The organism is Nostoc sp. LEGE 12454, from assembly GCF_056620565.1.
The window spans coordinates 89,335-101,428 of sequence record NZ_JBWQXL010000011.1 but is presented as its reverse complement, the minus strand read 5'-3'; the positions used below and the strand labels follow the sequence as shown (position 1 = coordinate 101,428).

General features: G+C 42.3%; 10 protein-coding genes. 4 read left to right on the top strand and 6 right to left on the bottom strand.

Annotation, left to right across the window (positions count from 1 at the left end):
- The first annotated feature begins 210 nt into the window (after positions 1–210).
- Positions 211–2,799 (top strand): U32 family peptidase, encoded by a 2,589-nt coding sequence (locus tag AC1F2U_RS14540; protein WP_480261762.1) that lies wholly within the window; start codon positions 211–213, stop codon positions 2,797–2,799.
- 22 nt (positions 2,800–2,821) lie between these two features.
- Here AC1F2U_RS14540 and AC1F2U_RS14535 read toward each other — a convergent pair whose 3' ends face one another.
- A complete protein-coding gene (locus AC1F2U_RS14535; RefSeq protein WP_480261761.1) occupies positions 2,822–3,709 on the bottom strand; it encodes a LysR family transcriptional regulator in 888 nt (295 codons plus the stop codon).
- A 121-nt stretch (positions 3,710–3,830) separates the two neighbouring features.
- Here AC1F2U_RS14535 and AC1F2U_RS14530 point away from each other — a divergent pair, with 121 nt between their 5' ends.
- Both AC1F2U_RS14530 and AC1F2U_RS14525 read left to right on the top strand, forming a co-directional pair.
- Positions 3,831–4,607: a class I SAM-dependent methyltransferase gene (locus tag AC1F2U_RS14530; RefSeq protein WP_480261760.1), complete on the top strand. Its 777-nt coding sequence runs from the start codon at positions 3,831–3,833 to the stop codon at positions 4,605–4,607.
- Positions 4,608–4,654: 47 nt separating this feature from the next.
- Positions 4,655–5,230 carry a hypothetical protein gene (locus AC1F2U_RS14525; protein ID WP_480261759.1) on the top strand — a complete coding sequence of 192 codons (576 nt, stop codon included), beginning with the start codon at positions 4,655–4,657 and terminating at the stop codon, positions 5,228–5,230.
- Between the two features lie 114 nt (positions 5,231–5,344).
- Here the strand turns inward: AC1F2U_RS14525 and AC1F2U_RS14520 are convergent, their stop codons facing one another.
- Positions 5,345–6,502, bottom strand: a complete 1,158-nt coding sequence (locus tag AC1F2U_RS14520) for an extracellular solute-binding protein (protein WP_480261758.1) — start codon at positions 6,500–6,502, stop codon at positions 5,345–5,347.
- A 356-nt stretch (positions 6,503–6,858) separates the two neighbouring features.
- Between AC1F2U_RS14520 and AC1F2U_RS14515 the strand changes: the two genes are divergently transcribed.
- Entirely contained in the window at positions 6,859–7,230 is a 372-nt protein-coding gene (locus AC1F2U_RS14515; RefSeq protein ID WP_480261757.1) for a hypothetical protein, read from the top strand.
- A 656-nt stretch (positions 7,231–7,886) separates the two neighbouring features.
- Here AC1F2U_RS14515 and AC1F2U_RS14510 read toward each other — a convergent pair.
- The 4 genes from AC1F2U_RS14510 to AC1F2U_RS14495 all read right to left on the bottom strand — a co-directional run bounded on the left by AC1F2U_RS14510 (position 7,887) and on the right by AC1F2U_RS14495 (position 11,783).
- Positions 7,887–8,834 (bottom strand): hypothetical protein, encoded by a 948-nt coding sequence (locus AC1F2U_RS14510; protein WP_480261756.1) that lies wholly within the window; start codon positions 8,832–8,834, stop codon positions 7,887–7,889.
- 167 nt (positions 8,835–9,001) lie between these two features.
- Positions 9,002–10,264 carry a nicotinate-nucleotide--dimethylbenzimidazole phosphoribosyltransferase gene (locus tag AC1F2U_RS14505; RefSeq protein WP_480261755.1) on the bottom strand — a complete coding sequence of 421 codons (1,263 nt, stop codon included), beginning with the start codon at positions 10,262–10,264 and terminating at the stop codon, positions 9,002–9,004.
- A gap of 63 nt (positions 10,265–10,327) precedes the next feature.
- Positions 10,328–11,068, bottom strand: coding sequence for a DUF2232 domain-containing protein (locus AC1F2U_RS14500; protein WP_414516326.1), 741 nt, complete (start codon positions 11,066–11,068; stop codon positions 10,328–10,330).
- 13 nt (positions 11,069–11,081) lie between these two features.
- Positions 11,082–11,783, bottom strand: coding sequence for a Crp/Fnr family transcriptional regulator (locus AC1F2U_RS14495; protein ID WP_094349203.1), 702 nt, complete (start codon positions 11,781–11,783; stop codon positions 11,082–11,084).
- Positions 11,784–12,094: the final 311 nt, after the last annotated feature.

The window sequence follows — 12,094 nt, the reverse complement described above, 5'->3', positions numbered from 1 at the left end:
TTAAGAATTTCCATTTTGTTAATACATTAACAACTTAGCGAAACTTTTTTTAACTAAATTTAATATAGTTCTGTCTCTTCTCGCCTGTCTACTCACTCCAGATGCAGAGGAGAAGAGGATTGAATGAACCACAGATGAAAGAGCGATCGCCCCATTCCCCACCAACTTAGATAAAATCACTATGGTGCTAGTTAACCCTCTCTAAATCTAATGAAAAGCGATCGCCCTTCTTCCCAACTCTCTCTTCAACGTCCAGAACTACTCGCGCCAGCAGGTAATTGGGAATGTGCTAAAGCTGCTGTGGAAAATGGGGCAGATGCGATTTACTTCGGTTTGGATCGGTTTAACGCCAGAATGCGGGCACAAAATTTTACTGAGGCGGATTTACCCCAATTGATGACATTCCTTCACCGTCGGGGCGTAAAGGGTTATGTCACTGTCAACACACTCATATTTCCCAAAGAACTAGCAGAAGCACAGCAATATCTCCGCACAATTATTGCAGCAGGTGTGGATGCAGCGATCGTTCAAGATATTGGTATATGCCGTCTCATCCGTCAACTTTCCCCCAATTTTCCCATCCATGCTTCCACGCAAATGACCATCACTAGTGCGGCTGGAGTGGAATTTGCCAAATCTCTTGGTTGTCAATTGGTGGTGCTGGCGCGTGAATGTTCTCTCAAAGAAATCAATAAAATACAGCAGCAGATTGCCCAACAGGAAACGTCGCTGCCTTTGGAAGTTTTTGTTCACGGTGCTTTGTGCGTAGCGTATTCCGGTCAGTGTTTGACTAGTGAGGCTTTAGGTGGACGTTCTGCTAACCGAGGTGAATGTGCCCAAGCTTGCCGGATGCCCTACGATTTAATCGCCGATGGGGAAGTTGTGGATTTAAAAGAGCGCAAATATTTACTCAGTCCTCAAGACTTAGCAGGGTTAGATGTTTTGCCAGATTTGGTGAAATCAGGAGTAACCTGTCTCAAGATTGAAGGTCGCCTGAAAGCTCCAGAGTATGTTGCTAATGTCACCCGTGTTTATCGGCAAGCTTTGGATAGTGTAATGACAGAATTGGAAAGACCTAACCCCCTAACCCCTTTCCCTACCAGGGAAGGGGGAATAAAAGTTTCCCTCTCCGCTTCCGAGAGGGGCTGGGGGAGAGGTCAATCAGACCAAGAACATTACAACCTAGAAATGGCATTTTCTCGCGGACTCTACACGGGCTGGTTTGGCGGAATTAATAATCAGGAACTAGTTCACGCCCGCTTTGGTAAAAAACGTGGGGTTTATTTAGGTGAAGTCAGCCGCATTCACAACGAAGAGGTAACAGTCAAATTGGAAGCGCCTGTCAAACCAGGGGATGGAATTGTATTTGACTGCGGTCATCCAGAGGCAAAGGAAGAAGGTGGGCGAGTTTATGGGGTGGTTTCCAAGGGTAAGGAAAGTGTGCTGACCTTTGGTAGAAATGACCTAAACTTACGCCGAGTGCATATAGGCGATCGCATTTGGAAAACCAGCGATCCAGAACTCGATAAGCAAGTGCGTCAGAGTTTTGCAGGCGAGAACCCCCAATTTCAGCGCCCGATTGACTTGGAGATTTATGGAGAAGTTGGTCAGGCGTTGATTGCGATCGCCCGCGATCAACTCGGTAATATTGTCCAAGTAGAGTCTGCAATTTCACTGGTTGAAGCGCACACCAAACCCCTAGATACAGACCGTTTACAAGAACAATTCAGTCGTTTAGGTAATACACCTTTCTGTTTGGGAACGCTAACTAACCACCTCAGTGGTACTTTGATGCTACCCGTCAGTGAATTGAACCGGATGCGGCGGGAAATTGTCGTGCAGTTGGAAGAATTGCGGAGTCAACCCAAACGTTGGCAATTACGTTCTGATGTTTCTTTCCAAAGCCTACTACCCTCCTCATCTCCCTTATCCCCTTCATCTCCTGCACTCATAGTATTAGTACGAAACCTCAACCAACTCCAAGCCGCCCTTAAAGCTGGTATTGAAACACTGTACTGTGAATTTGAAGACCCTCGCGCCTACCGAGAAGCCGTGCAGCTAGTACATAAACAGAGGCAACAATCCTCACTCCCCACAATTTGGGTTGCACCTCCCCGAATTACTAAACCGGGGGAAAATTGGATTTTACAGCAAGTCCGTGCCTCGGAAGCAGATGGCTATCTGATACGGAACTATGACCAATTGCAATTCTTTGCTCAAGACCGTTGTATCGGAGATTTTTCGCTCAACGTTGCTAATCCCTTAACAGCAGACTACTTTCAGCAACACTTTGGTTTAGAACGGCTGACCGCATCCTATGACCTGAATATTACCCAACTACAAGACTTGCTTACCAGTTGCCCACCCCAGTGGTTTGAGGTGACAATCCATCAACACATGCCGATGTTCCACATGGAACATTGTGTATTTTGTGCTTTTCTATCAACGGGTACAGACTACACTAACTGTGGACGACCTTGTGAAAAGCAGGAAGTGAAATTGCGCGATCGCGTTGGTAGCGAACACGTCCTCAAAGCAGATGTAGGTTGTCGCAATACTGTATTCAACGGTACTGCTCAAACCGGAGCCGAGTACGTACAGCGCCTCATAGAACTGGGATTACGTCAGTTTCGCATCGAGTTTGTAAATGAAACACCAGAACAAGTGAGTAAAACAATACATCGCTATCGTCAACTACTGCAAGGCGAGATTACAGGTTCCCAACTCTGGCGCGAGTTGAAACTGCAAAATCAGCTAGGTGTAACTCGTGGCCCTATGGGAGTGTCTGCATTGCGATAATAATTATTGCAAGCTGCCCTATTCACCACTGCTGGGCAGCTTGTTTAACTATTTCCACAAGCTTCAACACAGTTGGCGATCTCTCATTGTTTCGCCAAATCATCGCGATCGCTACTTTTGGGGTAGGTTCTTGTACAGTTTTATAAATTACCCCAATCCGTTGCAAATTTTGCAAAGATGCTGGCACGATCGCCACACCCATCTCGGCTGCTACTAGGCTGACAATCGTTTGCATCTGAATAGCTTCTTGGGCAACCTTGGGACTAAAGCCTGCTTGCTGGCAGAGACTAATGATTAAGTCGTAAAGTCCTGGTGCTAATATCCTGGGAAATAAAATAAACGGTTCATTGGCAAGGGATGTCAAACATACATTAGATTGACTTGCTAGCAAATGTGCTTCAGGTAGTGCTATCATCAGCGACTCTTGAAAAATTGTTTCGCAGCTAAATCTATTTTCTTCAACAGGTGGACGCAATAATCCTACATCCATTCGACCTTCTCGTAACCACTCTAACTGCTGATCTGTAGTCAGTTCACGCAACTCGATGCTCACACCAGGAACGTAACTACGAAAAGTTCGCAAAATAATAGGCAAAATATTATACGCCGCAGAACTGACAAACCCGACCACCAATTGTCCAATTTCGCCGCGACTAGTTTGCCGCCCGACTTGGATTGCCTGTTGTAATTGCCTCATAATTTGCTGCACTTCACCCAGAAACACTTGCCCCGCTTCTGTTAACTGTACTTTTCGTTTCGTGCGGTGAAACAGTTCAAAACCCAATTCCGCTTCTAGCTGCTGAATTTGTTGACTTAGGGGAGGTTGAGCAATGTGTAATCGTTCCGCCGCTCGTCCAAAGTGCAATTCTTCTGCCAAGGTGACAAAGTAGCGCAAGTGTCGTAGTTCCATCAGTTATTTAAACTCATATCTTTAAAATATTAGTTAAGGTGAAAATATATATTGGACATAATTAAAAATCTTTTCTACTGTGATGATATCCGCAAATCAACACACTGTAATTTCACTACTTATGAATAATCTTTCAATACCTAAAAATTTTTGGGATGCTGCTCTCTACGAAGATAAACACGCCTTTGTCTGGCAGTATGGTGAGGAGTTACTAAAATTCCTTAACCCTCAGCCAGGAGAATCCATACTGGATCTAGGCTGTGGTACAGGACAACTCACAGAAAAAATTGCCCAAACTGGTGCTGAAGTCATGGGAGTTGATTTTGCACCCGCGATGATCGAAAAGGCAAGAGAAAACTATCCCCATATTCGCTTTGATGTTGCTGATGCTAGGAACCTTCAAATAGACAAGCCATTGGATGCTGTGTTTTCCAACGCTGTATTGCATTGGGTGAAAGAAGCAGATAGTGCGATCGCTTCCATATATCAATCCCTCAAACCCGGAGGCCGTTTTGTGGCAGAATTTGGTGGTAAAGGGAATGTTTTGGCGATCGCCACAGCTTTGGAAAGCGCCTTAGAAGCAATTAATATCTCCGCACAAGCCCTAAATCCTTGGTATTTTCCTAGTATTGATGAATACGCCAGCCTATTAGAACAGCAAGGCTTTGATGTCATTCATGCTATGCTTTTTGATCGTCCAACTGCTTTAGCACAAGGAGAAGCAGGTATGGCAAACTGGATTCAGATGTTCGCCAGCACTTTTTTAGAAGGACTGTCTGGTGAGCAACAAATACAAGTAATTCGCGTCGTGGAAAAATATCTCAAGCCGACGCTGTATCAGCAAGGAACCTGGACAGCAGATTATCGAAGAATTCGCATCGTTGCCATTAAACTTTAAACTGTGCGAATTTTTACTAATGCCTTAATTACGAATTAGTATCAGCTATGCATATACCTAAATTGTGCGATCGCCCTACAGCCCTTTGGGCATCCTACGGCAGGCGTTGGCGCAGCCATCGCCAGACATCATTTTCATTACTACTAACCATTAGCCTCACCACTTTACTAATCCCGCCCTCACTAGCGCAAACTCGTTCAATACCGTCACCTTCTAGTGCGCCTTTAGAACTAGACTTATTAACCAAGCCAAAAGACTATGTAATCACAGCTAACACCATTCATCCAGAAAGATTAACCGTTCCCAGTTTATGGTGGGCACAACAAAACTCCGAAAAAAAGCTATTGGATAATTGGATAGCATATCCAGCTTCTAACAAAGAACCTGCACGAGTAGACTTGATCGTGAATCAGCAAATTTGGAGCTTATTAGAGTATATAGAGCGCTACGACTTTGTAAATCGCTTGGGTAGCGCTGCACGGAACTTTGGTTACAACGTCCGGGTATTTAATTATCAAAAAGAACCTTTGGCAACCTACACTTGCAACTTTAGTACAAGTCCAGCTTTATGTAGTATCCAAACCACTATTAAGAACAAGATCGGTTTACAGCGTTATTTGTAGCGATTGGGGAAGCAGGGGAGCATGGGAGCAGTTACAGTAAGTTTTTCCCCTCTGCCCCTCGGTCACTGAGCGTAGCCGAAGTGCTGCCTCTTCTGCCCTCTGCCCAATTCCCAATTAAACCTTAATTTTGGCGAATAAAGACTCGTATTGTTTTATTGCTGATGGAGGTAAGGGAAGTAAAAATTCACTTTTATCGAAAATGTTGCGATCGCTCTCTAACAAACTCCATAATGGTTCTTGGATATCGGAAGCGGCAATATTTGTAGAAATTGGCGAATTAGTTTTAGTCAGCACCGAAATTTGTTTAGCTGTGCTTGGTTGCCAACAAAAATCAATCCATTGATCTGATAAACTATCCTTAGTAATCCCTGCGGGACGTACCCATAAGTCCGCCCAGATTGCTGTTCCTGACTGAGGGATAACTGCGGCAAGCTGCGGATAACGTCCCAGAACAGGAAGCACATCGCTTGACCAACCAACCGCTAGCCAAGTGTCTTCCATAATTAGAGGTTCCAAATAGTTATTGGAACTGTAAAACTTTACTTGTTGGTTTAATATCTGTAATTCCTTTTCCAAGTCTGGTACTTGGTCAAGATTGTCTGTATTATAAGATTTTCCTAGCTTTTTTAAGACCAAACCAATAACTTCTCGTGGTTGATTGAGTAGAGAAATACGCTGCTGCATTCCATCTCGCCACAAATCACTCCAATCTTTGGGTGTCCATCCCAATTTTTGCAACTTGTCACGGTTATAAACAATTACCGTACTACCCCACCGGTAAGGCGCACCCCACACCTTCCCTTGAGTATCCAAAATACCTTGATCGTTGCGCGTTACCAGTTGTTTCCACCTTTCATCTAAAGCAGACCACTGTTTTAATTGCTTTCCCTGTACTTCTTGGAGTGGTTGAATCAATTTCTGTTCAATAGCTGCTTGTAGCCAGTAATCTCCCAATGTCACTAGGTCTGTGTCAGCAGCTTTTTGACCTTGCCTAAAGGGTATAAAACGACTCCATCCCTGCTCATCGCTGGTCTTTGGCTTCTGCTGCCAATTTTGTAATTGGTGAAATAAATCCTGTATATGCTCAACTGGAGCAAACTTTAACTGCACCTGTTGCTGCAAACCTTTGTGGAACTGATTCACCACCTGACCAGGTATAGAACCCTTTAATAACTGTACTTTTAGTTGCGTTTGCTTGTTTCCACCACAGCCAAAAAGCAGTTGTGAAAGCGCCAGTGTGCTTGTACCTAGCAAAAAAGACCGTCGATCCATTGATTTTGGATTTTGAGATTTTTGATTATACCTAATATTAAGCAGAGATTCACCAGTGGCTGACTAGTTGAAAAAGTGGATCTGGAGAATTATCGGTATTTTTTCTTTATAATACGGTTAATTTTGAATATTTGACTCAAATTAGCGATTTTTTGGCAAATTTATACCTCAAGATTAATTTTTATCCATAAATTTACTTCGTGGTACTTATGGTGAAGCCTTACTTATATTTAGAAGTAATGATTGAAATGTCACATTTCCACTAAAAATTATCAATACTTAAATAATCCATAAGTATCGTTAAGGTTGAGAGTAAATTGAATAACATAGAGAAAATGTACGAATAAAGGTATTAAATGGAGCTATTACAGCAGCAGATCCTGACTTTAAGCCAAAAGCTGGATGACCTGTGCCAAGTAATTGAGCAGCTTGATGGTAAAGTCACTCAAACTTTCTCAGAGTGTTCTTTAGCCAATACACAAGCAAAGGATAATTGCCAACAAAATGGCGCGGCTGGAGGCTACCAGTTTAAAGGACGTAACAATTTAAATCCAGAAATGGAACACAAGGATGTATTGACAGATGGCATTTATCTAGACATGCATCGTCAAAGTGGAGATAACATAACACCAGAAATTCAAATACAACGACTGACAGCGCAATTAACAGCAGCGTACAATCGCATTGCTGCTTTAGAAGAACAATTACTTAGAGAGAGAATTCATTAAATTTAACCTGAAGTTCAACGAATAAAAAATTGATTGAGGTAGATAAGACAAGCCTTTAGGTTCAATATCGAGTGATGGTTTTATGAGCATATACTTAGATACAAGTAAGCAATCCAGCCATCAAATTGATAAAAAAGTTAAACACACTATTACATATCTTTACGTAATAGTGTGATGTATCTACCCATAGGTTTTTAGTCTAGACCTCACTATGAAACAAAAAACAACCCTAACGACACCAGTCTTAGGGTTGTGTCTGGTTTAAAAATTAATATTTTCTTATTAATCTGCGTTTTTCTCATTAGCGTTTTGGTATCTTGTTCTCAAATTGGTTGATGACGAGTCAGACAGCTTTCGCTAAGATTGACCTTTTGCAACCTGCTCCTACTCAACCGCTATTGTAAATAAGGGACTCAATCCCAATTGATAAAACGGCAGAAATTTACAAAGATTTCAAGTCGGAAATTCTTAAAAGATTTGCAGCCAAAGAAAAGAGTAAACGCAAAACAAAAAAGATTGTCATAAAGCTGGTGAAATATATAAATCTCAAAGTGAAATAATTAAATTACAGAGGCTAGAAATTTTATTAAAAAGCTTATGTGAGACATAGCTTGTTTCAGAACTCATATTTTTCTGAGTCTACCAATCTCACGCTTTTATCTAGCACTATCTTTATGTTTTAGTTCCAGAAAATCTTTAGTTACTCTAACTATAGAATCTCCATTTATATAATTTGAAGTATAATTGGGCGTTAATGGTAGATTATCACCCGATTCTAGTACTAAAATAACCCGAAAAAAGTATTCGTCTATACTAGTATCAATCCGTTCAAGCTTAATATCAGTAATTTCGTTTAAGGAATATTGAAAAACTGTTTTTCCTAACGTTCCAAACCACCTGTAACGACTAAGTTTTACAGTATTTGTTTCTTTATCAAAATTACAAGTGATAAATAAACCTAGTGACGCTACTAGCAACGCTAATATTCCACAGAATACAGTAAACCTGACAACAATGTAACCCATAAAAGTGTCATCAAGTATAACCGCTAAATTGTTCTCTGTAGGGTTTTTCAAAAATTGGTTAATTCTTAATACTATTGATTGTAATTCTTCAAGTTTAAATTTTGGGTATGTTCTATCTGTAAAAGGAAAGCTATCTTTATCAGTTAATAGTAAAATTTTATATGAGTATCTAGGCTTAACTTGACTATCGGTTTGCATCTCTGTTTCCAATTTAGCCTCTAGTAACTCAGAAACTAGCACTTCACTTTTTGCTTGACCAAACCAATAGTTTTCTGTTAACTTACACATTCCTGTTAGAGTATTTTGTCCTGCACTCAAATCAATATTTGAAGTAGATATATTGCTTGGATAACGATTGCAGACAAGTTGTGTAATAGGTGTAAAGACAATAGTCGCAAATAAAAATAGAACAAATAATTGGCTAAAAAATATTCCCACACCTAAAAATACTTTTGGTCGAATAATAAAAATAAGTTTATTTGATGTTTGCTCTGAGAGTTTTAGAGGATTAGCTAGAGTCAAATAACATCCAGCACCTAAGTTAATTGCCAACAGGATGGTAATTAATAAAACAGTCATTTTATTTGTAGCTCCAGAACCGCTTTAGCAGATAGAAATATTACGCGTTTACCAATTAGATAATAAACCAAGAAAGAATAAGCTCAACTACTCTTCTGTGCCTAGCGCCATCGAATATGCCAGCATTAATGGAACGCAGAATCTTGCCGAATTTAATTCGCTAAGAATTAATAAGATGCTGTACTTAGCCGTTCAAGTTGGGCTTCAATGGCTGCCAAAAGTTGGTCTTGCTGCCAATCTTGGCTAAGATGGGCGGCTATGCAAGCGGCTCCAGCACCCATACCTTCTTTCACAAAGCCCTGCTCATAAGCTCTCAGCTGGGGATAACGAGAATCAGCAAAGCTCAGATGAGTTGCTAATAGGGGAGGGGTTCCTCCACTGGGGGTTAAGCTGCCTTTTCCTAAATTGAGAGCTAAGTCAACTGTAGCGCCAGTAGGATCTTCAGCCACCCAGCGGGTTGTGCCTACAACTACTGCTTCTGGTTGCCATGATAAAGCGTAAGCTTGAGCGATCGCACTCATCAACGCATAAACCGCCAGCATTTGCGTCCCTCCAGCCAGCATTACACCACAACTACGGCTAGCAGCGATCGCCATCCCAGCTACCACCACTTGCATCGGATCGCCCACTGCGGCTACGAGTTGTAGCGGATCTACAGAATTTTGGATTTTAGATACTTCTCTACGAGAGGCTGCGCCAACGACTTCGCTCAGTACAAGTTTTGGATTTTGGATTTGAGATTGGAAGTTTATCTCCCCCTGCTCCCCCTGCCTCCCCTGCTCCCTGCTCTCCCTTATCTTCTCCAGTCCAGCTTGCACTAGTGCCCACTTTTGCGCGTGGTTACAAACAGGGTGGCTACTGTTAACTTTTCCGGCAGCATCTATACCTAAACCAGTTAATATTGCCAGGGCAGTTGTAGTACCTCCGACGACGCACTCACCGAGAATCAAATACCCCTGTTGAATATTGGCGGCTAGGCGTTCTCCCCAAAGTAGCCCTTGTTCAAACAAGTGATGTACTGTTGTAATTTCCATAGCAGCCCCTTGACTTAAACACTTAGCAGGAGCGCCACCCAAATCAATTACTGGCACAGCAGGAGCTTGGGGTAAACCAGCATTAAATAAATGAATTGGTATCTTTAGTGACTCAAATACAGCGCGAGAAATCAGCACAGGTGAAGCCCCAGCCGCCAATGGTGGTAGGGGATATTGGGCTTTATGTTCTGGGCCGTAATACAAAAACTCAGCATCGGCACAAGCTGTATATTTCCGATCTTCTGGAGTGCGACCAGCTGCTGAAATCCCTGGAATTAAACCAGTTTCAGTAAATCCTAAAATACAAGCAAATACGGGTAGACAACCACGATACCTTCGCAGCCATTGTTCACCCTGCTCTTTTTGAGTATAAATACTAATTTGGGAATTGGGCATGGGGCATTGGTTATTATTTAGGACCGATCGTTTAACCAATGACAAATGACAAATGACTAATAATTATCCTTCATAATCCATGAGAACTTGCACCCAGTGTGGTGGGCGAGGAATAGGGTTGCCCAGGCGGTCAAAAAGCAACCATGCTGCCAGGTGTACCACAAAAAGGTAGATAAAGTTGTTGAGTAAAATTAAAGCGATCGCTCCTACTTGAATCAAAAATACACTAGGACTCGCCAACAAACTCAAGTTAAAAAATACCCACTCAATAAACTCAGTTACCTGGGTAATCACATAAATCCACAAGTCTTCACCCGACAAAACAGACAGCAACCACAGCCGAAAAAAGACTCCTAAAGTACCTAATAGCGTACCCAAAGTGATAGAAACAATCCAAGGAAGACGACGACGACACCACGTAGCGCCCAAAAGCACGCCCATGAACCCGTAGGGCATGACAAACAGCAAACTGCGAGCTGGCCCCATCAATACCGTCAGCAGTAACCCAGAGGTGAGTGCTGCCATCCATGCCGCACGTTTGCCCCAACGCAGATAAACTAGAGCGATCGGCACTGGAAAAAATATCCGCAAAACTGGGCCTAAAGGAAAGTAAAAATTAATAAACCAAATTAAACTAGCGGTACTGGCTAAAAATGCCGTTTCCACCATCCTCAAGGGCGCATCAGCTTTGATTTGAGGAGGCATTAACTGCTGTTCTTTATCTAACCAATGATTCTGAGGAGTTGGAGATTCAGAGGATGGATCTTCCTCCGGTTCATCTGGGAGAGAATCTAAAATACTCATATCTGACAAGTTTTTAAACGATCATTCTTTCTAAGGCTGACAAATCGGGAATACAAATAGTGTCTTGATCCCGTTTAATCAAGCCTTTTTTTTCTAGCCTTGTCAATACTCGTGTCACCGTTTCCCGCGCCAGTCCGCTCAAACTACTCAATTCCCGATGAGGTAAATTGGGGATTTCGGTTCCAGTTTGCCCTTTTTTTCCCTGTCCTTCTGCCAAAAATAACAACGTATCTGCTACCCTTGACTGGCTATCAGATTCCCGCAACCGCAATCGGCGATTTACTTGCCGCAAACGTCGTGCCATTAGTTGCGCCAATCGAACTCCCGCCAAGGGTTCTATCTGAAGTAATTTGACAAAATCCTGAGCAGGCATACTACCAATTACCGTTGGGGCCAAGGTAATCACATCCGTGGATCGAGGTGCTTCATCTAGCGCCGCCATTTCACCAAACAATTCACCTTTGCCAATAATATTCAGCGTTACCTCTTTTCCTTCCAGATTGTAGGTGCGAATTTTTACCCATCCGTCCATAATAAAATACACAGAACCACCCCAGTCATTTTCCAGCAGAATCACCTGATTGGCTGGGTGAGTGCGGGTAACGAGATGGGTGAGGGCTGATTCCACAGCAGTTTCTGGCAACCCTTGAAAAAAGGGAGCGGAGGCGATCATCCAGGAATTAGCCTGTGCTTGCAAGCTATATCGATCTTCCATTACGACATCTTTAATTCAAGCTGCTATGTACACATAAAAAACAGGAGTGCCATTTGTAGCCTAAGCTATCATTGCACAGCTCCCTTTCAAAGAAAAAACTAAACTATGCTACACAAGAAAGCGACAAGAAGTTTTTCTAAATAATCTTTACCTATAAGTTTAAACGGGGTAAAAGTTTTGCAAAAAGTAGTTTATAGCCTGCGGTTGGATTGCTTAGGGGCTAGCTGCACTGCAAACTTGATTAGTTATGAATATAGGCAAACAACATTAATGATACTAAAGGGAGTAAATTATTGCTCAGGTATTTTAGC

Excerpts from the sequence above, each read along its gene's own strand:
- AC1F2U_RS14515 (WP_480261757.1), top strand. The coding sequence starts at position 6,859 with ATGGAGCTATTACAGCAGCAGATCCTGACTTTAAGCCAAAAGCTGGAT.
- AC1F2U_RS14540 (WP_480261762.1), top strand. The coding sequence starts at position 211 with ATGAAAAGCGATCGCCCTTCTTCCCAACTCTCTCTTCAACGTCCAGAA.
- AC1F2U_RS14530 (WP_480261760.1), top strand. The coding sequence starts at position 3,831 with ATGAATAATCTTTCAATACCTAAAAATTTTTGGGATGCTGCTCTCTAC.
- AC1F2U_RS14505 (WP_480261755.1), bottom strand. The coding sequence starts at position 10,264 with ATGCCCAATTCCCAAATTAGTATTTATACTCAAAAAGAGCAGGGTGAA.
- AC1F2U_RS14520 (WP_480261758.1), bottom strand. The coding sequence starts at position 6,502 with ATGGATCGACGGTCTTTTTTGCTAGGTACAAGCACACTGGCGCTTTCA.
- AC1F2U_RS14510 (WP_480261756.1), bottom strand. The coding sequence starts at position 8,834 with ATGACTGTTTTATTAATTACCATCCTGTTGGCAATTAACTTAGGTGCT.
- AC1F2U_RS14525 (WP_480261759.1), top strand. The coding sequence starts at position 4,655 with ATGCATATACCTAAATTGTGCGATCGCCCTACAGCCCTTTGGGCATCC.
- AC1F2U_RS14495 (WP_094349203.1), bottom strand. The coding sequence starts at position 11,783 with ATGGAAGATCGATATAGCTTGCAAGCACAGGCTAATTCCTGGATGATC.
- AC1F2U_RS14535 (WP_480261761.1), bottom strand. The coding sequence starts at position 3,709 with ATGGAACTACGACACTTGCGCTACTTTGTCACCTTGGCAGAAGAATTG.
- AC1F2U_RS14500 (WP_414516326.1), bottom strand. The coding sequence starts at position 11,068 with ATGAGTATTTTAGATTCTCTCCCAGATGAACCGGAGGAAGATCCATCC.